The 24,892-nt window shown below is 67.7% G+C and carries 14 protein-coding genes; 8 read left to right on the top strand and 6 right to left on the bottom strand.

The window, feature by feature from the left end; all coding sequences use genetic code 11:
- Nucleotides 1–33 precede the first annotated feature (33 nt).
- Nucleotides 34–1,128, top strand: coding sequence for a DUF4124 domain-containing protein (locus tag ML01_RS10905; protein ID WP_162267999.1), 1,095 nt, complete (start codon nucleotides 34–36; stop codon nucleotides 1,126–1,128).
- A gap of 16 nt (nucleotides 1,129–1,144) precedes the next feature.
- On the opposite strand, the gene argB is transcribed toward ML01_RS10905, so the two are convergent.
- The 4 genes from argB to coaBC all read right to left on the bottom strand — a co-directional run bounded on the left by argB (nucleotide 1,145) and on the right by coaBC (nucleotide 6,777).
- Nucleotides 1,145–2,041, bottom strand: coding sequence for an acetylglutamate kinase (argB, locus tag ML01_RS10900; protein WP_058555429.1), 897 nt, complete (start codon nucleotides 2,039–2,041; stop codon nucleotides 1,145–1,147).
- 331 nt (nucleotides 2,042–2,372) lie between these two features.
- Complete coding sequence (locus ML01_RS30545) at nucleotides 2,373–4,967, bottom strand: phosphomannomutase/phosphoglucomutase (RefSeq protein WP_254045217.1); 2,595 nt, start codon at nucleotides 4,965–4,967, stop codon at nucleotides 2,373–2,375.
- A gap of 141 nt (nucleotides 4,968–5,108) precedes the next feature.
- Entirely contained in the window at nucleotides 5,109–5,567 is a 459-nt protein-coding gene (gene dut, locus ML01_RS10890) for a dUTP diphosphatase (protein ID WP_058555428.1), read from the bottom strand.
- Entirely contained in the window at nucleotides 5,545–6,777 is a 1,233-nt protein-coding gene (gene coaBC, locus ML01_RS10885) for a bifunctional phosphopantothenoylcysteine decarboxylase/phosphopantothenate--cysteine ligase CoaBC (RefSeq protein WP_058555427.1), read from the bottom strand. Before coaBC ends, dut begins: the two co-directional genes overlap by 23 nt.
- A gap of 556 nt (nucleotides 6,778–7,333) precedes the next feature.
- On the opposite strand from coaBC, the gene radC reads away from it, so the two are divergent.
- From radC to rpmG, 7 genes are all read left to right on the top strand, one after another.
- Nucleotides 7,334–8,008 (top strand): DNA repair protein RadC, encoded by a 675-nt coding sequence (gene radC, locus ML01_RS10880; protein WP_058555426.1) that lies wholly within the window; start codon nucleotides 7,334–7,336, stop codon nucleotides 8,006–8,008.
- A 79-nt stretch (nucleotides 8,009–8,087) separates the two neighbouring features.
- A complete protein-coding gene (locus ML01_RS10875) occupies nucleotides 8,088–8,645 on the top strand; it encodes a Uma2 family endonuclease (RefSeq protein WP_058555425.1) in 558 nt (185 codons plus the stop codon).
- A 312-nt stretch (nucleotides 8,646–8,957) separates the two neighbouring features.
- Nucleotides 8,958–9,233, top strand: a complete 276-nt coding sequence (locus ML01_RS28630; RefSeq protein WP_156427660.1) for a hypothetical protein — start codon at nucleotides 8,958–8,960, stop codon at nucleotides 9,231–9,233.
- 271 nt (nucleotides 9,234–9,504) lie between these two features.
- A complete protein-coding gene (locus ML01_RS10865) occupies nucleotides 9,505–17,820 on the top strand; it encodes a PKD domain-containing protein (RefSeq protein WP_082674160.1) in 8,316 nt (2,771 codons plus the stop codon).
- Between the two features lie 42 nt (nucleotides 17,821–17,862).
- Nucleotides 17,863–20,334, top strand: a complete 2,472-nt coding sequence (locus ML01_RS10860) for a DVUA0089 family protein (RefSeq protein ID WP_058555422.1) — start codon at nucleotides 17,863–17,865, stop codon at nucleotides 20,332–20,334.
- A gap of 260 nt (nucleotides 20,335–20,594) precedes the next feature.
- Nucleotides 20,595–20,831 carry a 50S ribosomal protein L28 gene (gene rpmB / locus ML01_RS10855; protein ID WP_058555421.1) on the top strand — a complete coding sequence of 79 codons (237 nt, stop codon included), beginning with the start codon at nucleotides 20,595–20,597 and terminating at the stop codon, nucleotides 20,829–20,831.
- 98 nt (nucleotides 20,832–20,929) lie between these two features.
- The gene (rpmG, locus tag ML01_RS10850) at nucleotides 20,930–21,097 is read left to right on the top strand and encodes a 50S ribosomal protein L33 (RefSeq protein WP_058555420.1); all 168 of its coding nucleotides are present in this window, start codon (nucleotides 20,930–20,932) and stop codon (nucleotides 21,095–21,097) included.
- Nucleotides 21,098–21,221: 124 nt separating this feature from the next.
- On the opposite strand, the gene ML01_RS10845 is transcribed toward rpmG, so the two are convergent.
- Both ML01_RS10845 and ML01_RS10840 read right to left on the bottom strand, forming a co-directional pair.
- Nucleotides 21,222–22,415: a fatty acid desaturase gene (locus tag ML01_RS10845; protein WP_058555419.1), complete on the bottom strand. Its 1,194-nt coding sequence runs from the start codon at nucleotides 22,413–22,415 to the stop codon at nucleotides 21,222–21,224.
- A 298-nt stretch (nucleotides 22,416–22,713) separates the two neighbouring features.
- Nucleotides 22,714–24,714, bottom strand: coding sequence for a hydantoinase/oxoprolinase family protein (locus tag ML01_RS10840; protein ID WP_058555418.1), 2,001 nt, complete (start codon nucleotides 24,712–24,714; stop codon nucleotides 22,714–22,716).
- Nucleotides 24,715–24,892 lie beyond the last annotated feature (178 nt).

The raw sequence follows: 24,892 nt of genomic DNA, 5'->3' as shown, positions 1-24,892 counted from the left end.
GCCTTTGCCGATACAACTTCTGTCAGATCAGCCATGACACAAGTCCAGCGACTCCCCTCCCAGCGCCGGCCGAGCCGGCTCCCAACGGCGCTACGTCTTGGCATGCTGCTGGCGCTGCTGCTCGTGTCCGGCGCAGCGCCACTGGCCGCGCCGCAGTTGTATCGCTGGGTCGATGACCAGGGCAACATCCACTACTCGGACGTCATGCCGCCGACGGAGGTCGAGAAGGGCCACACCCAGCTCTCGCCGGAGGGCCTGCGCGTGCGCACGGTGGCGCCGGCGAAGACGCCGGAACAGATCCAGCGCGAGCGCGAGCTGGAGCGCCTGCGCGCTCAGCAGCAGCGCATGCTGGACCAGCAGCGGGCCGATGATCGCGTGCTGCTGAACACCTTCCAGAGCGTTGATGACCTAATCATGACCCGCGAGGGCAATCTGTCGGACATCGACACGATGGTCCAATTCAAGAAGGCCAACATTCGCCGTCAGCAGGACTGGCTCGCGCAACTGCGCGCCGATGCGGCGGACCTCGAGCGCAAGGGCGAGCGCGTGTCGGATCAGCTCAAGGAGCGCATTGCTAGCACGGAGCGCTCCATCGAGGAGGCGCTCACGAGCATCGTCGCGCGCGAGCAGCAGAAGCAGGAGATCCGCGCCAAGTTCGACCGGGACCTAAAGCGCCTGCGCCAGCTCAAGAATCTGCCCGCCTCCGCGGTGCCGAAGGAGGCGGTGGCGACGCGCCGGCCGGTGCTCGATAACCTCGTCGAATGTGCTGATCCGGTTGTTTGCGAGCAACTCTGGCAGCGTGCATTGAACTACGTGCGCCGCCACGCGACCCTCCCCATCGAGTCCCTCGGCAAGGACGTTGCCATGACCGCGGCACCGAAGGAGCGCGACGACATCGCGCTCACAGTCTCGCGGATCTGGAGCAAGGGCGGCGGTAGTGCGTCGATCTTTCTCGACGTGCAATGCACCAGCTATTCCCCCGGTCAGGAGGATGCCTGCCGCACCGATGCCCGATCGCAGGTGCTGAAGGGTTTCCGTGCCGCGCTCGAATCCGCCGAGGATACGAGCGCCGAGACCGCGTCGATGCCGCTTGGGAATCTCGGCGCGCAGCGCCTCAACGGGGGCTGATTCGGCGCGCAGCGCCTTAACGGGGGCTGATCTTGGTGCCGACGCCCTCGTCGGTGAACAGATCGAGCAGCACCGCGTGCTCCACCCGCCCGTCGAGGATGTGGGCGGCGCGCACGCCCGCCTTCACCGCCTCGACTGCGCAGCGGACCTTCGGCAGCATGCCGCCGGTGATGACCCCGTCGCGCACCATCCCGTCGACGCGGGCGAGATCCAGCTCGCGCACCAGCGCGCCGTCGGCGCCGAGCAATCCCGCCGTGTTGGTGAGCAGGATCAGCTTCTCCGCGCCCAGCACCTCCGCCACCTTGCCGGCCACGAGGTCCGCGTTGATGTTGTAGGAGCGGCCGTCCGCGCCGACCCCGATGGGGGCGATGACGGGGATGAAGTTGCCACCCACGAGCATGTTCACGACGCTGACGTCGATGCTCTCCACCTCGCCGACGTGACCGAGATCGATGATCTCGGGCGCGTCCAGCTCCGGTGCGTCGCGGCGCAGCACCAGCTTGCGTGCCCGGATCAGGTCGCCGTCCTTGCCGGTGAGCCCCACGGCAACACCGCCGTGCTGATTGATCAGGTTGACGATGTCCTTGTTGACCAGGCCGCCCAGGACCATCTCCACGACGTCCATGGTCTCGCTGTCGGTCACGCGCATGCCGTCGACGAACTCGCTGGCCTTGCCGAGGCGCGCCAGCAGCGCGCCGATCTGCGGGCCGCCGCCGTGCACTAGCACGGGGTTCAGCCCGACCAGCTTCATCAGCACGATGTCGCGGGCGAAACCCTCCTTCAGGCGCTGCTCCACCATCGCGTTGCCGCCGTACTTGATCACCATCGTCTTGCCGGAGAAGCGGCGGATGTACGGCAGCGCCTCGGTGAGGACACGGGCGATGGTCTGAGCGCGATCTTCGTTAACGGACATCTGGGCGATTACACGAGCACTATCGGACGTTTAGGGAACGGACATGAGGGCCAAGGGCCAAGGGCCAAGGGCCAAGGGCCAAGGGCCAAGGGCCAAGGGCCAAGGAGCGGCTCGGCGTTAGCCCCGAGCGACGCAACGCCTCGGACCGACGAGTCGCGCTCATCGCTTATCGAAATCGCTATCGAAATCGGTATCGGGATCGGCTGCAACTCGGTTCGATTTCGATTTCGATTTCGACGAACGGCTGGCGGAAAACGCTTCCCTAGCCCCTAGCCCCTAGCCCCTCAAGCGGAAACGCTTCCCTAGCCCCTAGCCCCTAGCCCCTAGCCCCTCAAAAAGGCAGCTCCAGGTCAGGCGCCACCATGTCCATCATGCGCCGGAACAGGTCCTGGATCTTCTCCAGCGCCGCCTGATCGTCGGCCTCGAAGCGGAACATGAGTCCGGGCAGCGTGTTGGAGGCGCGAATCAGGCCCCAGCCCTGGTCGAACTCCGCACGCAGTCCGTCGATGATATTCACCTCGACGCCATCGAGCCGGTCCGCCATCCCCAGCACCGCCTGCATGATGCTCGCCTCCTCGCCCGTCGGCAGCGGCACGAACAGCTCCGGCGTGCCGATGCCGACCCGCAGGGCGCCGAAGACCTCGGTGCTGGTGCGCGGGTCCAGGGCCAGCACCTCCAGCAGGCGGGCTGCGGCATAGAAGGCGTCGTCGAAGCCGTTCCAGCGCTCGGCGAAGACGATGTGGCCCGAGTATTCGCCGCCGAGTGGGGCACCGAGCTCGCGCACCTTCTGCTTGATGAAGCTGTGCCCGGACTTCCACATGACGGGCCGCCCGCCATGCTCCAGCACTGCGGCGCCTAGGTGATGGCTGCACTTGACGTCATAGACGATGTCGCTGCCCGGGCTGCGGGAGAGCACGTCGGACGCCAGCAGCATCAGCATGCGGTCCGCGGAGATATACCTGCCGGCGGAGTCGACGATGCCGAGCCGATCGCCGTCGGCATCGAATGCCAGGCCGATGTCCGCCCCTTGCCCGAGCACCGCGTCGCCCAGCCCGAACAGGTTCTGCGGCTGCGAGGGGTCCGGCATGTGCGCATCGGCCTGGGCCGGGTCGAGATCGCAGTCGAGCTCGACGACTTCGCACTCCAGTTGCCTGAACAGCGCCGGTGCGACGCGGCACGCCGTCGCGAAGCCGCAGTCGATGACGACCTTCAGCGGCCGCGCCAGCGCGATGTCGTCACAGACCGCGCGGATATAGTCGCCGACGTAGTCGAGGACGGCATAGCCGCCGGCGCCGCGCTCAAGCTCGCCGCGGACGATACGCTCGCGTAGGCCGCGCATCTGGTCCTCGTTGGCCGAACGCCCGCCGAGCACGACCTTGAGCCCGTTGTAGTCGGCCGGGTTGTGGCTCGCGGTGACGATGGCCGCACTCGCCGCACCCCGTGCGAAGGCCGCGTGGTAGGCAAGCGGTGTCGGCGCGATGCCCAGGTCGATGACATCGCAGCCGCTCTCGCGCAGACCGGCCGTCAGCGCCGCTGCGAAGGCCGCGCCGGACGGGCGCTGATCGCGCGCAACGATGCAGAGCCTTTGTCCCTGCGCCGCGGCCTCGCTGCCTACGGCACGCCCGAGCAGGCGCATCACCTGCTCGTTGACCTCCTCGCCGATGAGGCCGCGGATGTCGTAGGCGCGGAAGATGTGCGCGGGGACGCTGGCATGTGCGCGGCTGCCGGGCGGGGCCGCCGCGTTGGGTGCAGACCGAGCTGGCCGATCGGACTCGTCCTCCGGCAGGTTGAGCTCGAAGCCCGCGTCCAGGTCCATGACGCCATCGTCCTCGCTGCCGTTGGCCTCCGCGGCCAGCACCGCGAGCTCGGCCGCGGACTTGGGGGCGACGCTGCGCCCCGGCGCCAGCTCCCGCAGCCGCCGGCGCAGGTTGTCCGTCGTGGCAACGAGCTCGCGCACGCGCCCACGAGTGGTGCGCAGCGGTCGCTGTGCCACGGCGTCCTCGGCCAGCGCCAGCATGCTCGCGAGGTCGGTCTTGACGCCGCGCTGCAGCAGCCGATACGGAAAGCCGAGCGCCGCGGCCAGCAGCAGCAGCGCAAGCCCGTACAGCCCTGCCAGCAGTGGCAAGAGTCCGGCGCCCACCAAACCCGGGGACTCGGTCCAGGCGAACAGCTCCAGGCGCGTGTCGGCGATGGGCAAGCGCACCGACGGCGCGCCGGCGGGCGGCGCCTTCGCCTCCGCCGGCATCACCGGCACGATACTGTCTGCCACCAGTTGGCGGAACACGAAGCGGCTTTGCCCCGGCACCTCGGACACCGCGTGCGGCAACAGCGACAGCGGCAGCATGATGTGCACGACGCCGATGACGGGCCCGCCGTCGCCGTTGGTGACCGGGCCCGCAATGGCGAGGTGCTCATCCTCCTGGCGCACCCGGTGCGCCTCCAGCGGCGAGATGGCACCCTGCTGCAGCACCTGCTGCACCATGTCCAGCCCGGCGAAGCTCAGGCGGCGGGAGGCGGCACCGCCGGGCGCGATGTCTTCTGGGCTGAAGATCAGCACCGCGAGAGCGCCCGGCACCAAGAGCCCAAGCTCTGCCTCCTTGTCGCGCAGCGCCGCGGCGCGCCCGTCGAGCAGCGCTGCACGCAGACCGGCATCGTCGCGCCAGCGTTTGAGCTGCCCGCGCACCGCCGCCGTGCGATTGCTCATTTCCTGCGCCAGCGTCGCCGAGTAGCCGCGCAGGTGACGCTCCATCAGGCGCGACTCGTTGGCGCCGAAGATGATCGTCGCCCCGAGCAGCACCATCAGCAGCACCAGCGCCGCCGCGGTGTAGGCCAGTATCCAGTAGGTGCCGAGGCCGAAGCCGTCGACGCTGTCCGGAACCGCGAGCCCCTCGGGCTCGTCGCGCCCCTTGCGCGTCATGAGGAGCATGCCGGCGCCATCCCGTCACGCCCCGGCCTGCGCAGGCGGCCAGGCTCCGCCCGCCGACGCGCGAGCCCATATCGGGCGCGCGCCGCCGCCTGCCCGCCCAATCGCGGCAATGGCGCCATCGTCAACATGCTGACATCCCCATCACAAGCGTCCACTGTGCCCGAAGCCGCGGCTGCCGCGCGGCGTGGCGGCGAAGTCCGCCACCAGCTCCAGCTCCGCATGCACCACGGGCACGAGCACCAGTTGTGCGATGCGCTCGCCCACCTCGATGCGGAACGGCGCGCTGCCGCGGTTCCAGCAGGACACCAGCAGTTCGCCCTGGTAGTCGGAGTCGATGAGCCCCACCAGGTTGCCGAGCACGATGCCGTGGCGATGCCCGAGCCCCGAGCGCGGCAGGATCACGGCCGCGAGGCCGGGCTCCGCGATATGCACGGCCATGCCGGTGGGCAACAGCTCCGCGCTGCCGGGGGCGAGCTCGATTGCAGCCGGCGGCAGCGCGCGCAGATCCATGCCCGCCGCACCGTCGGTGGCGTAGCCGGGCAGCGGAAAGTCGCGCCCGAGACGCGGGTCCAGCACCTTAACCTGTAACCGATGCCGCATAGCGCTCTGCAATCAGCTCTGTGAGGGCCGCCGCCAGCGCGGGCTTGGGCAGCGTTGGAAGGGAGCATCTGCCGCCGGGCCAGAGCACGAGCAGCGCGTTGTCGTCCGCCTCGAAACCGACGCCGCGCCCGACCAGGTTGGCGGCGATCATGTCGAGCCCCTTCCCGCGCAGCTTGGCCTCGGCGTGGGCCGCGAGCGCCTCGGTCTCGGCGGCAAAACCGACCGTGAAGGGCCCGGCCGGCAGGGCCGCGACCTCGGCCAGGATGTCAGGATTGCGCACGAGCTCGAGCGTGAGCCGATCGGCGGCCTTCTTGAGCTTGCCGGGCAGTGGCGCGGCCGGTCGATAGTCGGCGACGGCGGCGGCGGCGACGAAGATCGCGCAGTCGCCGACGCGCGCCATCACGGCCGCGTGCATCTCCGCCGCCGATTCCACGCCGACGCACTCGACGCCGGGCGGGCAGGGCAGCGATGCCGGCCCGGAGACCAGGCTCACCCGCGCGCCGGCGCGGGCCAGCGCCGCGGCCAGCGCATAGCCCATCTTGCCGGAGCTGCGGTTGCCGACGTAGCGCACCGGATCGATGGCCTCGCGGGTCGGCCCCGCGGTCAGCAGCACCGGCACGTCGGCGAGGAGGCCCGTTGCGTCACCCGGCGGCGGGCCGCCCTGCGGCGTGCCGTCGAGCAGCGCGGCGGCGATCTCGGCGGGCTCCAGCATGCGGCCGGGGCCGGTCTCACCGCAGGCCTGTGCGCCCTCGGCCGGACCGAGCACCCGGCAGCCGCGCGCCTCGAGCAGGCGCAGGTTTGCGGCCGTCGCCGGGTGGCGCCACATCTGCCGGTTCATAGCGGGCGCGAGCGTCACCGGTGCCGCGGATGCGAGCACTAGCGTCGTCAGCAGATCATCCGCGAAGCCGTGCGCCAGCCGCGCCATCAGGTGCGCGGTGGCCGGTGCGAGCAGAATCAGGTCCGCCCAGCGCGCGAGCGCGATGTGGTCCATGCCGGCCTCGGCCTCCGGCTCCAGCAGCGCCGTGCGCACCGGCCGGCCCGAGACCGCCTGCAGCGACAGCGGCGTGACAAAGGCGCCGGCGGCGCGCGTCATGACCACCTGCACCGTTGCGCCGCGCTCGGTGAGACGCCTAACCAGCTCGGGCGTCTTGTAAGCGGCGATGCCGCCGCTGATCCCCAGCAGAATCTTGTACGATCCGTCGACGGACACGGTGCTCGTTTCGCTGGCTCGGTGCCGATTGAGACTGTTAGCACCGGATTGTAGCGCAGGGTTTACAGTGCCCGCGTGCGCAAGCACGCAGGATGCGCCGCAGAAGGGCGGCTAAATTTTCGCTTGGAAGCATCGTGTACGCTGCCGTAAGCTCTCCGCGGACGCACCCTAGCTCGCTTTGGTGAATTTTTCCTTCGCAGATGCGTCAAGTTTCATGGCGACAAGGCGCTTGAAGGCAAAAGGGCCGAGGGCCGAGGGCCAAGGCAGACCTTCTCGGCCCTTTGGTTCCGTTGCGGCAACGAGCGGGCGGCGCAAGACGACGCTCCGCGCCCTGGTTGGTCTGAGGCTCTGCCTCGCAAGATTGCTTGGGGGCGCCGAATGCTTGCAGATGAGTCAATTTTCGATGGGACGCCGGACTGGCGAGGCGCGTCGGGATCGGGATATCGACGTCGAAATCGATCCGAGTGCCGACCGATCCCGATCCCGATTTCGATTTCGAGAGCGATGAGCACGACTCGTCGGTCTGAGGCGAAGCCTCGCTAGGAGACCATGCCGCATGCGAATCACCGATCTGCCCGCCGCCGAGCGCCCGCGCGAAAAACTGCTCGAGCGTGGCGCCGGCGCGCTCAGCGACGCCGAGCTTCTTGCCATCTTTCTGCGCACCGGCGTTGCGGGCCGCAGCGCCATCGACCTCGCCCGCGACCTGCTCGCCGAGCGCGGCGGGCTGGTGGGGCTGTTGTCGGCGAGCCATGCGGACTTCTGCCGCGGCAAGGGCCTCGGCACGGCCAAGTACGTGCAGCTCCAGGCGGTGCTGGAGCTGAGCCAGCGCTATCTGCGCAGCGAGATCAGCGAACGCGACGTGCTGACCAGCCCGGAGGCGACGCGCAACTACCTCAAGAGCAAGCTGCGCGTGTATGCGCACGAGGTCTTCGCCTGCCTGTTTCTCGACAACCACCACCGCGTCATCGAGTACCGCGAGCTGTTCCGCGGCACCATCGACGGCGCCAGCGTGCACCCGCGCGAGGTGGTGCGCGAGGCCATGCGCTGGAACGCGGCCGCCGTGATCTTCGCGCACAACCATCCGTCCGGCGTCGCCGAGCCGAGCCAGTCCGACGTGCGCATCACCGAGCGGCTGCGCGACGCCCTCGCGCTGGTGGACGTGCGGGTGCTGGACCACATCGTCATCGGCGAGGGCGGCGGCACGTCGTTTGCGGAGCGGGGGCTGCTGTGAGCGCCCGAGAGCGGCCGCGCTGCGCCGCCTTTGGTAGACTCTGGCGCAACTGCCCTGAATCCGGCCAAACAGTTGACGCATGAGCACAGTGCTTCAAACCCGTCACGCCTGGTCTCGTCTCGAGTACGAGCGCATGGTCGATGCCGGCGCGTTCGCGGCGGACGCCCGGGTCGAGCTGTTGGATGGAGAGCTCCTCGATATGAGCCCGCAGAAGAGCGCCCATGCCACGGCGGTGGGCTTGGTCGAGGAGGCGCTGCGCGGCTGCATCCCCGCCGGTTGCCACATCCGCAGCCAGAAGCCGCTCGCCCTCGATGACCGCTCCGAGCCCGAGCCGGACATTGCGGTCGTCCCGGGGCAACTGCGGGACTATGCGCGGCGCCATCCGGCCTCTGCCCTGCTGATCGTGGAGGTCGCCGACAGCAGCCTGCCCTACGATCAGACGGACAAGGCGCGCGCTTACGCCCGCAACGGCATCCCGGAGTATTGGATCCTGAACCTGCGGGAGCGGGTCTTGGAGGTCTGTCGCGGGGCCGCGGCACAAGGCTACCGAGAGCGGCAATCGATTGCCGCCGCGGGCCAGGTGGCCCCGCTGCTCGCACCCGAATCCAGCATCCAGGTCAGTGCTCTGCTGCCTTGAGCCCGCGGATCGGCCGCCGACCGAAGGTCTTGCGCACGCTGGAGACAGCCGACTGTGCTGCCCCATCGCCTTAGGCGACGGGATCATCTTTGTGCGTCGAGTAATCGGCCGCGACCGTACACCCAGGGCGGGTCTCCCAAAGCAGCATCAGGGGTTTCCCTGTTCCGCGATCCGGTCTAAGATCTTCAAAGAGCTAGCTTCTTGAAGCGATCGGCGTAATTCGTCATGGAAAAGTCACAGTTCGTGCGACGAGGCAGGTGCCTCCTGCTGCTGGCCGACAATATATCAATGTGTGCGGTTGCGCCCGCGATCATGAAGCTTGGCGCCACTCTCGCCGCGCCGGAACCGGCCCCGCCCCCGGCCCCCGCGGAGCCGAGCTGCAACTGCATCTCCGCCACCAGCGTCGATGCCGGCTGCTGCGGGCTCGACGCTCTTAGGCGCCGACACGGCGAGGGGTTTTATCTGAACCGCTCCGTGGGTGTCTCACCTGCCGCTGCGGCGACGCCGAACGCGCTATGGCTCTTCGTGCCGCCGACACCGCTGTCCGGGCGCGGCGGTCCGAGCCGCCGCTCGGTCGCCGCCAGCTAGGATCGCCGGGCTGACCGAGACCTCACGGATGGGACCGCGCAGCCGCCATCAATTGGTTCAGCACGCCGGCCAGTGGCGTGCGCCGGGGTGATTGCATCCACGCCGCCACCGCGCGCTCGTCTCGCCGCGGACGGCGCTCCCACACCCGCGGGCTGCGGCGACAGGATCGGCGCGCCCGCCACCGAGCCAGCCAACGCCCGCCGGCGGCGTCGGCATCCGCGCCGCCCGCGCGGGCCATCTTCAAGACGCACCATCACCTTCGGAGACTGCCATGCGCTGGACGGAGTCGCGTTGGTCTAGGGGATTGGTCGGCACCCTGGTGCTGACCTTCGTGTTGCAGGGCATCTGGTCCGCGGCCTTAGGCGTCGCGCAGGCCTTCCCGCGCTGGGCGTCGGCCGCACCGCCGCCGGTGCATCCAGACCTGTTGCCTCCGGGTGCGCACGGCTCGAGCTGGAGCATGCTGGACCTGCTGGCGCCGCCGGTCCTGGCGCAGGGGGCCGATCCGCTGATCTTCTCGACGCCCGAGGCGGACCTGAACGACCCCTTCCTGGTGGAGCAGGCCGCGGCGCTGGGCTACGACGCGGAGGCCATCTTCGCCTTCGTCCGCGACGAGATCGGCTTCGAGTCCTACGACGGCTCCCTGCGCGGCGCCCGCGGGGCGCTGTGGAGCCGCGCCGGCAACGCCCTGGACCGCGCCAGCCTGCTGGTGGGGCTGTTGCGGATTTCGGGCATCCCGGCGCGCTATGTCGGCGGCACCCTGGGCACCCCGGACGCCCAGCGGCTCATCGCCTCCATGTTCCCCAACCCCACCGTCATCCTCGGCTGCCCGCCGGATGACGCCGAGCGCGCGGACCCGGTGAACGACCCGGAGCTGATTGCCGAGGCCAGCCAACACTACTGGGTCGAGTACGGCGACGCCCTGACCCCCCTCGACTCTGCCTTCCCGGAGGCCCTGCCCGGCGACACCTTCGCCACCGCCGCCGAGACCTTCGCCGAGGTACCGGACGCGCTGCGCCACAAGGTCACGGTGCGCCTGAAGGCTGAGCTGCGCGGGCAGCTTTCCAGCCTGTTCAGCTTCGGCGGCGCCTACGAGATCGAGCCGGAGACGGTGCTGGAGCATACCTTCACCGCCGTGGAGCTGGTGGGCAAGCCGGTCAGCATCGGGCATTTCGTCGACACCTGGACGCCGCCGCCGAACCCCTTCGCGGTCTACACGATCACCCGCCACACCTACTCGCCCTACCTGCTGATCGGCCAGAACGACACCGACCTCAGCGACGACCCGATCATCCGCGGCGACGACTACTTCGAGCAGTTCACCAACTTCCCGTTCGGCAGCCAGGTGCTGACCGGGGTGCTGCTGGAGATGGATGTGATTGCGCCGGGTGGGGGCTCGGAGACCTATGAGCGGTGGTTGTTGGATAAGGTGGGGTATGACGTTAGGGTGAATGGTGGGCAAGTAGAGACGATTGGTGATTCGGATTCTCCTTCGATCTCACGGCATGAAGTTTTCACCTTATACATTTCTGGAAGCCTGATTGGCAATTCTGTGATTGATCGTCACTCCGATATGGCGGCATCGCTGCGCGCGCGGGCGATTAGTTTATCTGTATTGGCAGAGAGCGTCGATTCCGAGACTCCTTCCGCCCAGGACATAAAGTACGTGGACGAAGTTGATTCACTCGGGGTAGAGCTTCTTGTATCTACTACTGCTGCGAAGACCTTCGCTTTCGCTGCGATATCTGATTCTGGCGCCGCCGCCTTGGACGAGTCTTTCCTGGTCAAATCTTTCTTTGACAGCCCACGGATCATAATTGCTGGTGGGTCGTTCAATGAAGAATCGCAATCTTCGGGCTCTTTAGGTAGCCTTATGGTTGAGCTTTCAATGGATTTGCGAAAGGATAACGTTCGAGTTATCCCGTTTAATGGACAAAGTGACCTAGGAATCTCCGCTTTCAACTTTGCTAGAGGCCTCTACGAAAGTTCTGCCGAGCACGCTGCACTTACGGCTTTGCCCGAAGGAGCCGAAGATACTGTGGAACTTGCCGCCCTCAGTGCAGTGAAGGTTTTTCAAGAAGCCCGTTTCCAGGATGTCGGGATGGTCCTCTACGGTTCTTGGGATGCGGTAGGGATCGAGCAGGGCGGTTACTCCTCGGAGGCGCAGGCCCGTATGACTGCGTCCTTGCGCGAAGGGAAACTCATTATAGCGCCTGCCAACCCGGTCTTAATTGACGGGGCATATACGGTTGCCTGGTACGAAGTAGATATTGAAACGGGTGAGACGTTTTCTGTTCTCGAAGATGGAACTTATGGTATCGGTTCTTACCTAGCACTGGCGTACCATACAACTCGCAATCTTTTGCAGAGTGTCACGCCCTTTGCGGCCGGCGTGATTTCTGGGGGTTTAATCACGGTCAGCTCAATGATGACGTTCGCCGCGATAGATCTCGCTTGCAATGGCAGATGCAGGCAGGAAGCAAAGGCCATTGCAAGTGCCGAGGCCGAGTTTATGGCAATAGCGATCACCTTGGTTGCGGCGACGGCCTATCCTCCGCTTGGAATTGCCGTTTTCTTGGCGACTGTCGAAAGCTTTTCTGAATCCGTACAGTTGATTTTCGACCTCGCCGATCCGCCGGCGCCGGGCTTCCTGTTCTCCATTCCAGGTGTAGCAGCGATCCCAGGGGAGGCAGTACAACAGCCCAGCCTTAACTCGTCCGTGGTCTCAGACAGCTACCTCACGGTATCGAAGCATGGGAGCGAGTATCCCTTCGCCTTCCGCACCCAAGTCAAAAACCTCGGCCCCGACACCGACACCTTCACCCTCGCCCTCGACAACATCCCCGACGGCTTCACCGCCCGCACCAGCGTCCCGTCCATCACGCTGGAGTCCGGCCAGACCGGCGAGGTCGGGGTCTGTCTGGAGCCCATCGACGCGGTGCCGCCCGTGGGCACCGACCTCGCGTTCGATGTCACGGCCACCAGCAGCGCGGACCCGTCGGTCTCGTTGACCACCACCGGCGGCATCACGGTGCCGGCGGTGGAGGGGCTGGCACTGGCGTTCGGCCCGCAGGTGCTGGCCACCGAGCCCGGCGTGCCGGTGCAGACCACGCTGACGCTGCGCTCCGTCGGCAGCGGCCCCATCGACGACGCCGAGATCACCGTGGACCCGTCAGCGGGCCTCACCGTCGAGGGCATTACCAGTCCGGTGTCGCTTGCCATCGGCGAGACCCTGACCTGGCCCGTGACCCTGACCCCCGCCGCCGATACCCCGGTCAACACCAGCCTCAGCGCGCTGGTCACCGCCCGCTTCGGCGAGGACCTGGCCGGCGACCCGCTGGAGGTGAATGCGGCGGTGTCCGTGATTGCGTCGACGGAGGCGGCGAAGTCGGCCTATGAGGCCGCGGTCGCGGCGGCCGATGTCGGGCGCCCGAATCTGGCCGGCACCTTGTCGGACCTGGGCGATGCTGTGAACGCCCTCGCCGGCGAGCCGGAGAACAGCCAGCACCGGGATCGTTTGCTGGCACTGCTGGATCGGCTGCTGGCTCAGTTGCACGGCCCTGCCGTGGTCGATTTGGTGACCGGGCTGACCGCGACGCGGGATGCCCTGGAGGGCGCGGAAATAGCGGATATACCGGATGTACTGGCGCAGTTGCAGACGGATGTCGGCGCGCTGGACAGCTTCCTGCGGGACGATCCGTCGGCGGTTCCATTCGAGTTGAACATGTGGCCGACGTCGGTGACGGCGCAGCCGGGCAATGCGGCGCGGTTTTCCGTTCAGCTTGCCAACACCGGCACCGAGACGCTGACCTATGACCTGAGTCTGTCCGACGTGCCCGACGGCGTGAGCGCTGGTCTCAGCATAGAGTCCGTGACATTGGCACCGGGTGAGGCGACGTCGGTGGAGGGCGGCACGCCGCTGGTGCTGACGGTGACGCCGGCACCGGACCGGATCGAGACCTTTGAGCTGACGGTCACGGCGAAACCCAGCGGCTCCGCGCACGAGAAGACGGCGCGGGGGCAGGTGCTCGCGCGGTCGGAGACGCTGCAGGTCTTGAACGTGACGGCGACGCCGGGCTTCACGGACCCGGGCGGCTCGGTGCAGGTGTCCGCGGATGTACTGAGTGCCGTCAATCGCGAGCAGACCCTGCAGGCCGGCTACAGCGTGACGGACGCGGAGGGCAATGCCGTACTCACGTCGACGCCCGTGACCGTGACGACATCGGTGACGGATACCTTCACGCCGATCGATCTCGGGCCACTGGATACTACTGGCTTCGCCGAGGGCCAATACCGTCTTCTGGTCTCGCTCTCCGACGCCGACGGGACTCCGGTGCCGGGCGCAACCGAGGAAGGCAGCCTGTTCGTCGGCTCGCCGCTGCTCGCCGAGCTGACGCTGGAGCCGGGGCTGGTGCCGCCAGGCGATGCGGTGACCGAAGCGAGCCTGAGCGTCAGCAATCAGACCGTCATCGACGACGCGGAGATCACCCTGCTGGGGCAGATCGATACCACCTCGACAGCCCGCAGCCTCGTGGTTCGAGGTGACTATGCTTACGTCTGCGGCACAGAGGACGTTACCGTTGTGGACGTCAGTGATCCGCGCAATGCGGTTGTCGCGGCGGTGGTGGCGGAAGACTTGATCGAGAACTTCAGTGTTTCCTACTGCCGAATCGTCGATGATCAACTGGTCATCAACGCACAGGAACGTGAGAACGCGAGCTCGCTGCGCAGCTTTGTGTTCAGCCTCGATGACCCGTTGTCACCCACGTTGCTCGGGAGCCAGACACTGCCCTACCGCTTCTTGCAGAGCTGGTACGGGGAGGGTGATACGGTGTTCATGGCCTTCGGCACACTGTCGCGTTCGTGGTGGTGGATCACGCAAATGGGAAACTTTGCAGCGTTCGATTTCAGCGACCCGACAAATCCACAGTTGCTGGGTTCAGTGTGGGGCTTTGACGGGCTTGATGGCGCGGGACCGGATATCGTAAACAGTGCAATCGCAGCACCGGGCGACTTCGCCTTGTTGGGAGTGGGGGATGCGAATGGAGACGACAGATCCTCTGCCGGTCGTATCCTGACAGTGGATACGAGCGATCCTGCGAACATGCAGGTGGTTTCGGAAACCGTAGTGCCGGGTACTCGCTATATCGAAGAGCTGTTGCTGGTTGGAGAGACGTTGTGGGTCGTCGGGACGAACTATTCCGATCTGGAATGGCCGCCTTTCGATTACCCGGACATCACGATCAGCGCCTACGATGCGGCCGATCCCACCGCGTTGCAGTGGATCAGCTCGACCCCCGTCACGGATGCAACCATGGCGGGCGCGACCTTGGTCGATTTGGGCAACGGCTTCGCGGCCCTGGGCGGGCTGAAGTTCGAAGGCCAACCGGCCCTGACGGTTGTGGACATCAACGACCCGCTTCAGCCGAACATCAGCCATGTCGATGTCACAGCCCGTGTTGCCGAGATGCGTCGACGCGGAAATATTCTGTTTACGCCGAGCAGCGATGGCCTCGGCTTCTACGACATCGGTGAGGTCTTGGGCCTGACCTACTCGGCACAGGTCCGGGTGCCGAACGACGGCAGTGTTGCCGTCGTGAGCGATTCCTTCGACATCCCGCCGACGCGGATCGAGTCGGGTGCCGACTACGACACGTTGATCTGGGAACGTGCACTGAATACGGATCGCCCCGAGGAGACGATCAATTGGAGCATGTCCGCGGCAGATCTCGCGCCGGCAGAGGTTAGAACGGCTACCCTGGAGTCGCAGATCGATTTCACCACATCTCAGGACGACACCGGTGTCGTGGCCTTGCCAGCTACCGAGTTGGCGAGCGAGCAGACCGTCGGGCTGACGCCGGCCACGCGAACCGTCTCTCCAGGGGGGCAAGCTGATTACACGCTGCGCATCGACAACCCGTCGGACCAGGCCGTCGATTACACCTTGGCGCTCCAGGGAGTGCCTGCTGGCTGGGTGAGCATGTCTCCGCAGGTCAGTATCCCCGCGCAGTCGTCGTTGGACGTACCGCTTGCCATCACCGTTGCCGGAGATCCCGGGTCCAACGGCTACGGCTTTGTGATTGCCGCCGTCACGGGAGGTGGCGCGACCAGCGAAGTGGCCGGTGCGGTGTTGCTCCAGCGCCCGACCATGGAGCCGGCGAGCGCCGACCCGGCGGTCGGCGTCAATCTGGCGCTGACGCCGGCGAGGGCGACAGCCGGGCAGGGGACGGCTGCTGTGTTCAGCATTCAGGTGACCAATGTCGGCGACGACACCGACACCTTCGACCTCTTCGTGAACGTGCCGGCCGGTATCACGGCCACGCTCGGCATGAATTCGGTCAGCGTCCCGCCGGGCACCAGCAACGGCCGCTATGTGCAACTGGAGCTGACGCCGGCACCGGGCACCGCGGCGGGTGACGTGCCCTTCACCGTGTCGGCCGCCTCGACCGGGGACCCGGACACGACGGATCAGGTCGGCGGCACCCTGTCGGTGTCCGCCATCGGCGTCGACGCGGAGCTTGCACCGGAGCTGCTGGCGCCCGGTGAGGCGATCGCGCTGACGGTGACCAACACCGGCGCTGTCGAGGAGACCTTCGACCTGGCCATGGCGGGTACGCTGGGGCCGTTCGCGGTGCCGGCGGCGGAGTCGGTGACGCTGGCGCCGGGGGCCTCCGCGACCGTGGCCATCGACCTGCCCGATGTCGGCGCGGCGCTGCCGGGCCGGCTGGAGCTGTATGCCATCGCCACGGCCCGGAGCGACTCGGCGATCTCCGACCGCGCGCTGGCCGAGGTCGAGATGCCAGCGACCAGCGGCATCACGGCGGCTTTCGAGCCGGCGACCGTGGTGCTGGATGGCCTGGGCTCCGGCTCGTCGATCCTGGCGGTGGAGAACACCGGCAATGTCGAGGATGGGTTCACCGCGACCATCACATCCGTCGGCGGGCTGGACGCCGCGACCATGACCGGGCTGCGCGGCGAGGCCACGCAGTCCATCGAGGGCTTCCGGCTGCCGGGCCTGGCGACGGGCGGCATCCTGACGACGGGTGACATGAGTGCCTTCGGCAGCGGCACCGTCACGGTGCGGATCACGTCCGACACCGATCCATCGGTGAACGCCGAGGCGACCCTGAACCTGGTCACCGCCAACCAGACGCCCATCGCCGATGCCGGCGGGGATCGGCAGGCGAGCCTGGGCCAGGTGGTGCAGCTCGATGGCAGCGGCAGCAGCGACCCGGACGGGCGGCCGTCGCCGCTCGGCTACGCCTGGGCCTTCGTCTCGGTGCCGGACGGCAGCGCACTATTGGCCGCGGACCTGCATCAGGCGGATCAGGTGAATGCCTTCTTCACGCCGGACGTGGAGGGCGAGTATCGGCTGTCGCTGACCATCACGGATGGCGAGTCCGCGGCCACCGACGAGATCACCATCACGGTGGTCAACGACACGCCGGTGGCCAGCGCCGGCGACGACCGGAATGTCCAGACCGGGACGACGGTGACGCTGGACGGCAGCGCGTCCTTCGATCCGCAGGGCGAGCTGTTGAGCTACGCCTGGGACCTGGCGTCGATGCCCGCCGCGAGCCTGCTGACGGAGGGCGATGTCACGGGCCTGGCGACGGCGCAGCCGAGCTTTGTGCCGGATGTGGACGGCGACTACGTCTTCGAGCTGACGGTCAGCGCGGGCGGGCGGGACAGTCTGTCGGACGAGGTGACGGTGACGGCGGCGACGCTGAACGTCGCGCCGAATGCCGACGCTGGCGAGGATCAGCAAGTCCAGGTGGGGGATGTCGTCGCGCTGGACGGCACCGGCAGCACGGACCCGGATGCCGGGCCTGTGCTGCTCGACTATCTGTGGTCCTTCGTGCGAGTGCCGGTGGAGAGCGCCCTGACGGATGCCAACATTGGCACGCCGGATCAGGCAGAGGCCGACTTCGTGCCGGACGCCGAGGGCGAGTACGAGGTGAACCTGCGCGTGGACGACGGCGCGGCGACGGATGACGACCAGGTGGTCATCACGGCGCTGATCCCGAACGTGCCGCCGGTGGCCGAGGCCGGTGAGGATCAGACCGTCGCGCTGGGGCAGACCGTCACGGTGGATGCTGGCGCCAGCTACGACCCGGACGGCGGCGGTGCGGAGACCTTGGCGTTGTCCTGGTACTTCGTGTCGGTGCCGACCGGTAGCGCGTTGGCCAACGGGGACATCGCCAACGCGACCGCCATTCAGGCGAGCTTCACGCCGGATGTGGCAGGGCAGTATGTGCTGCGGCTCGACGTGTCTGACGGTGAGGATACGGCTTCCGACAACGTGCTGGTCGAGGTGCAGCGAGCCGTGACCCCGATCGACGACCTGCGCGCCGTGCGCGGATCAAGAGTCGTCCAATTGATCTGGTCTCCGAAGCCCGGGGCCGCGAGCTACAGCGTGTATCGGAGTACCCGGGGCCCGTACAAACTGTACGCCGCCGGACCGGCTGTGACCTATCCGCCCTTCGTGGATAGGGCATTCATCTATACGCGCACCTGCTATGTGGTCCGTTGGCTGACCGACGATGGGCAGCTCGTCGAGCAATCCAACGAGGCCTGCGTCACCCGTTGAGGGCGGCCAAGCGTCATCTCGAGAATGCAGCGGAGAAAGGCAATGCGCAGACCGATCCAGGCGGTGATCCTGACAGGCGCCGCGTGCTCCATGGCCGGCATGTCCCTGGCAGCAGACTTCGACTTCAGCGGCACCTTCACCACGGACGACCAGGTCGAGCTTATCAACTTCACCGTCGGCTCTGCGAGCCGGGTCACGATCTTTACATCGTCATGGGGGACAGACAACGCAGACGATGGTTACGTGCCGAACGGCGGTTTCGACCCATTGCTGGGTGTCTGGGACAGCGATGGTACCCTCGTTGACTTTCAGGATGCCGGCCTGAACGTGGGGGTCACCCAATCGAACGGTGTAGGCTATTCGCACGGGCTCTATGACGTGTACTTAACCGTCGACTTGACTGCAGGCGACTACGTTGCAAGCCTCACCCAGTACAGTAATTTCCCCCTCAGCGACCAGTTGGCTGACGGCTTCGTGGAAGCTGGCAATCCAAATTTCACATTCGACTTGGGCTTTGGCGGTAAGCCTATGTTCAATGGTGTCTGGGTGCCCGGCCTCGATCCCCGTACCGGTGCCTGGGTATTGCACATCATCAATGTAACGCCGCCGAGTCCACCCAACGACTGCGGCGATTGGCTGGGCACGCAGATCGGTGCCGGCAAATGCATCGAGAACGGAGTCATGACCGTCGACGCCGCGAATCAGGTGATCGCCGGCAAGCTCGATGTCGGGGACGGCGGCGGCATGCTGGACTCCGCGGGCATGACTGCCAACATCAGCGGCGAGATCGTCGGCAACGGTCCAGTGCGCAAGGTCGGGGCCGGCCGTATCTCGCTGACCGCCCGGAACAGCTACCGAGGGCGAACATTCGTGGACGAGGGAACCTTGTCTGTGGATGGCTCCCTCGCCGCTGGCGGGGTCACCGTCAACCCCAGCGGCACGCTTCGCGGTACCGGTGTCATCAACGGCGATGGGGACATCCGCGGGCGTCTGGCCCCCGGAGGTTCTCCGGGGACCCTGACATTCAACGGCCCTGTGGTCATGCGTTCCGATTCGGTCCTGCAGATCGATATCGATGGCACCGGCACCGGTAACGGCGCCGGCAATTACTCTCGCCTTATCGTCCAAGGTGCAGGCAACACCTTTACGGCCGGCGGCGATTTTCAGCCCCTGTTGCGGGGTATCACCGGCGAGGCCACCAACGCCTACACGCCGCCCATCGGCCAGCAGTTCGTTCCGGTGGTTGCGGATGGCGGCATCGTCGGAACCTTCGACTCCCTGACTAAGCCGGACGGCCGAGCCGCCGGGACGCGCTTCGATCTGCTCTACGACCCCACCCGGATTCGCGCGGTGGTCACCCCGGCAAGCTACGCGCACCTACCCAACATGGTGCTCCCTGGCAATGCGATGGCGGTTGGCGGTGCGCTCAACCTGATCCGCCCGGCCCCCGCCGCGAGAAAGGACGCCTTGTTCCGCGCGCTGGCGGTACTGGATGCGCCGCGGCTGGCGCTGGTTCTGCCGCAGCTCGCAGGGGAGATCCACGCGGACATGATCGCCGCGAGCTTCGACGTTCACCGCGCCCCGCGCGGACTGGTGTTCGGGCGGTTGGAGGATCTGCGGCTCGGGCGCACCACCCCCTCGACAGGCGTTGACGGTGGCGCGTCTTCGCAGGCGCGAGTTGTGGACGGAGCCGAAACAGATCGTAACTTCTGGTTGCAGGCCACTGGCAAGCGCATCGAGACGGACGGCGACGAGAAAGCCGGAGCGTTCGATGAGGATATCTATACCGTTGCCGGGGGCGGGGACTTGCAGGTTCTCCACGACCTTCGTCTCGGCGGGGCCGTCGCTTATGGACATGCCGAGGTCGATGCGGGCGCGAGCGGCGAGGGTGATATCAGCTCGCTGCAGTTGATCGCCTATGGCCTGTGGGAGCGGGGCCAGTGGTTCGCCAACGCCGCCGTCGGATATGGCTGGGACAACTACGATACCAAGCGCGTCGTCGATTTTCCGATCGCAAGCAATTTGTCGTCGCGCACGGACGGCAACAGCGCCTTTTTGGATTTGGAGGTCGGACTGATGTCCCTTTGGCGCGGCTACCTGATCGAGCCGAGTTTCGGCATGCGCAGCGATATCCTGGAGCGAGACGAGGTTGCGGAGCGCGGCCTTGGTGGATTGGTTGTCCGAGGTGATTCGTGGCAAGCGCTCCAGACGCGATTGGGAGCCCGCTTCTCCCGCGACTTGACGACGGGCAGCAACACGCTTGTAACGCCGGAGCTGCGCCTGCACTGGCTGCACGATTTTGGCGACAGCATCGCACCCAACTCCAAAGCCATAATGGACAGTGCCGCTTTCAGTGTGCAAAGCCCGCACGCCGGTCGCGATGCCCTTGAAGCGGGAGCGGGCGTACGCGTGAGCTCGGGCGAGAACCTGTCGTTCTACATCGACTACAAATACACGCATCGCTCGGCGCAGTCGGGGCATGGCCTGATCGCTGGCTTTCAGTTGGCGTGGTGACTCAGGCGGGCTGACGCAGCGCCGCTGAGCATCGCTACGCTCGTGCGGGTAAGCCGATACCGGTGAGCTGCACGAGCGCCCCATCCAGTCGATCGGCATCGCGATCGGCCGCAACACCTTGACTTTGCGAGATTGCCCCGCTAATCTGCGCGGCTTCGTCGAGCGGCCCTTGGGGTTGCTCCCTTCGGGTCGGGCGCGTAGGTCGTGCGCCGATGCCCGGCCGCACCCGCGAATCGCATTCTTTTAAGGAGCCTCGGGCCATGTCCAAAGTCTGCCAGGTGACCGGCAAGCGCCCGGTGACCGGAAACAACGTCTCCCACGCGCACAACAAGACGCGCCGGCGTTTTCTGCCGAACCTGCACTACCACCGCTTCTGGGTGGAGAGCGAGAAGCGCTGGGTGCGCCTGCGGGTGTCCACCAAGGGCATGCGTATCATCGACAAGCTTGGTATCGACGCGGTGCTCGGCGACCTGCGCGCCCGCGGCGAGAAATTCTGACGGCGCTCCCCTGTCCCCGGCGCCACGGCTGATGACCTCGGTCGGTCGGCGCGGGACACGCCACCACCCCTACAGGCGCTCAACGAGGTTACAAGCCCATGGCAAAGGCAGCACGCGAGAAGATCCGCCTCAACTCGAGCGCGGGCACCGGCCATTTCTACACCACGACCAAGAACAAGCGGAACCAGCCGGGCAAGATGGAAATCAAAAAGTTCGACCCGGTCGCGCGCAAGCACGTGATGTACAAGGAAGGCAAGATCAAGTAGCAGCATCCCCCGCCGCCCCTTCCGCAAGAACCGCCCGCAAGCGCTTGCGAAAAAAAGCCCGCGTCAGCGGGCTTTTTCGGGTCCGTCGATAAGGCCGGGCGAGCCCGGCGGCCCGCCCTCCCGATCAGTGTGCGGGCGCCCCGACCAGTGCGAAGCCGCGCAATTGCCGCGAGAACCGCTCCAGCGCCTGGATGCCGGTGGCCTCGGCTTGGTGGCACCAGTCCTGAAGCTGCGCCAGCAGCGCCTCCTGCGACGGCGCGTTGCGCTCCCAGATCTGCCGCAGCCGCTCGCGGAACTGATACACCACCGCCAGCTCCCGGCTCTGCGCCAGCAATTGCTCCAGATTGCGCCGCCCGGTGTCGTCGAGCTGGCCCCGGGCGCGGGCGAGCAGCCGCGCGGCGCGGCGCGGCGAGACGCCGTCCGCGCTGCGCTCCGGTCCCTCCTGCAGCACCTCACGCGTCACCGGCCTCAGCACATTCAGGCTGAAGTGGCGGATGACGTGCATGCGGCCCACCAGGAGCGCCGTCAGCGTGTCCAAGTCCACGTGGCGCTTGCCCTCGATGAAGCGCGGCGACGGCGCCAGCCGCTTGACCCGCGCGAGCCTGAACCGGCGCAGCAGCCGGATGTAGAGCCAACCCAGATCGAGCTCCCAGCGGCGCATGGACAGCCGTGCCGAGGACGGGAAGGCGTGGTGGTTGTTGTGCAGCTCCTCGCCGCCGATCAGGAGCCCCCAGGGCAGCAGGTTGCTGGAGGCATCCGGCGTCTCGAAGTTGCGGTAGCCCCAGTAGTGGCCGACGCCGTTGATGACGCCGGCGGCGAGCACCGGTATCCACAGCATCTGCACGGCCCAGGCGGTGATGCCGTAGACGCCGAACAACGCGAGGTCCAGCACCAGCATCAGCGCGACGCCGGCCCAGCTATAGCGGCTGTAGACGTTGCGCTCCAGCCAGTCATCAGGGGTACCGTGGCCGTAGCGCGCCATGTCGTCGGCGTTGCGGCCCGCGACCATATACAGCTCCGCACCGCGCCCGAGCACGGTGCCGAGCCCGAGTATCTGCGGGCTGTGCGGGTCGCGCTCGGTCTCGCAGTGGGCGTGGTGCTTGCGGTGGATGGCGACCCACTGCCGGGTCACCATGCCGGTGGTGAGCCACAGCCAGAACCGGAACACGTGCGCGACGGCCGGATGCAGATGCAGTGCGCGATGGGCTTGGGCGCGGTGCAGATAGACGGTCACGGCGACGATGGTGAGATGCGTCATCGCGAGCACGGCCAAGGCGACCTGCCAAGGCGGCAGGCCCAGTAGACCCTGGTACGTCATGAAATCATCCTCTGGTGCTGAGTTGAGACCGACCAGTGGCCGCACTGGCCAACGTCGGCATGGAGCCGGGAGACGCGTACTTCGGTGTCATCAATTTCCGTGCCTGGTGCGCACGGCGATGTCCGGCCAACCCACCCCGCGGTAGATGTCGTGCACGGAAGATCTCCGGCATTGCCCCAGACGTTGTTCTCATTATTGGGGCAGCATGCTAGGACTATAGCCAAGCGGCGGCGGACCTGCCAGCAGCGGCGGGTGGATTCCGGGGGCTGCGGGTCGGATCGACCGGCGGGCAGGACGGTCAGTCGGCACTGTCGCCGTCGCGCAGCAGCAGGTTGTCCAAGCGGTCGCGCTGCGCCTGCCAGCCCGGGGCGAGCCAAGTGGTCGCCACATCGTCCAGGATCACGGCCGGTCCGTCGGCGCGGCCGTCCAGCGGCAGTTGGTCACGCCGCAGCAACGGAACCGGCGCCGCGAGCCCGACGAGGCTGGCCGTCTCGTCCACCGGGTGCGCCGCGGGCAGCGCGCCGACGCTCGGCAACGCCGGCGCCCGGGCCGGCGCGGTCAGGCGCACGCGCAGGTTCACCAACTCCACCGGCAGCTCCAGCGCGTGCCCGTAGCGGGCGATGTGCAGCGCCCGGAACGCGTCCGCGGTGGCCGCGCCGCCGCGCCAGGGCAGGTTCAGCGTGTAGGACTGGCCCCGATAGCGCAGATCGACGCTGTCCTCGCGGTGCAGGGTCGCGGGCTCGATGCCGTCGCGCGTCAGCTCCGCCATGCCGTCCGCCGCCAGCGCCGCGAAGGCGCGCGCCACGTCGGCGTCCACGCGCCCGGCGAGCGGCCCGGGCCAGGCATGGGTCAGCAATCGCCCGGGCGGTGCCGCGAGCATGCCGAGCGCGGACAGCACGCCGGCACGCGCGGGCACCAGCGCGCGGCGCATGCCGAGTGCGTCGGCCAGGGCGCAGACGTGCAGGCCGCCTGCGCCGCCGAAGGAGCAGAGCCAGGCGCCGGCCGGGTCGATGCCGCGCTGCACCGAGATCACGCGCAGCGCCTGCGCCATGTGCTCGTTCACAATGTCGATGACGCCGAGGGCGGCCCGCGCGGCGATGTCCGCGTCGCCGGCACCGTCGCCGTCCAGTCCGAGCCGGCGGCCGAGCCGCGCCAGCGCGGCCTGCGCCGCGGCGCCGTCGAGCGGCATGCGTCCGCCGAGGAACGCATCGGCCCGCAGCCGCCCGAGCACGAGGTTCGCATCCGTCACCGTCGGCTCGACGCCGCCGCGGCCATAGCAGACCGGCCCCGGCTCGGCGCCGGCGGACTCGGGGCCCACCTGCAGCGCGCCGCCGGCATCGACGCGGGCAATGGAGCCGCCACCGGCACCGATGGTGTGCATATCCACCATGGGCACGGCGACGGGCAGGTCCGCGACGCGGCCCTCCAGCGTGAGCCGCGGCTCGCCGTCCACGAGTGCGACATCGGTGGACGTGCCGCCCATGTCAAAGCTGAGCAGCCGCCCGATGCCGGCCGCATCGGCGACAAAGCGCGCGCCCGCGAGCCCGCCGGCCGGTCCCGACAGCAGGAGCCGTACCGCGGCGGCGCCGGCCGCGCTCGCCGCGACAGTCTCGCCGCTCGACTGCATCACGGCGATCCGCGCACCCGGCAGCCCGGCCGCGAGCCGCCCGAGATAGCCGCCGACGACGGGGCCGACCCGGGCATTGAGCCAGGTGGCGACGCCGCGCTCGTACTCGCCAATGAGCGGCAGCACCGCCGAGGACAGCGACACGAACAGCGTCGCCGGCAGCGCCGCCGCGATGGCCCGCTCGGCGCCGTCGTCCAGATACGCATGCAGCAGGCAGACGGCCACGGCCTCGGCACCGGACGCCGTGACCGCATCGACGAGCGCCCGCAAGTCTGCCTCCGTGAGCGGCTCCAGCAGGCTGCCGTCGGCGCCGACCCGCCCGCCGGTCTCGAAGCAGAGCGCCGGCGGCACCGGCGGCTCGGCGGGCGGGGGCTGCAGGTCGTAGAGCGCGCGGCGCGCCTGCCGGCCGATGGCGAGCAGGTCCGCGAAGCCGCGGCTGGTCACGAAGGCGGTGCGCGCCCCCTTGCCTTCCAGCACGGCGTTGGTCGCCACCGTGGAGCCGTGCACGATCGTGAGCGCCGCCGGGTCGAGCCCCAGCTCCCGCACGCCCGCGAGGATCGCCCGCTCCGGCGCGCCGGGCGTGGACGGCACCTTGTGCACGCGGAGCTCCCCGTCCTGCCACAGGACGAAGTCCGTAAAGGTGCCGCCGGTGTCGATGCCGAGTAGAGCCATGCGCAGGGGTCGCGATGCGTCGTTGCCGGAACGATGTGATGTACCACGCCGCGGCGGGCCGACGCGAGCCCACGCGCAGGTCGCGGCCCGCGCGCTCGGGCGGGCTGTGCGCGGCCGTCGCGCGGGGGTCGGGGTCGAAGTGGCCGACAACGACAACGACAACCACCGCGCCGCGGCG

The sequence above is a fragment of the Thiohalocapsa sp. ML1 genome (genome assembly GCF_001469165.1).
In the GTDB taxonomy this organism is placed as follows: Bacteria; Pseudomonadota; Gammaproteobacteria; order Chromatiales; family Chromatiaceae; genus Thiohalocapsa.
Note: the sequence above shows the minus strand (reverse complement) of the source record. Positions and strands in the feature narration are given on the sequence as shown.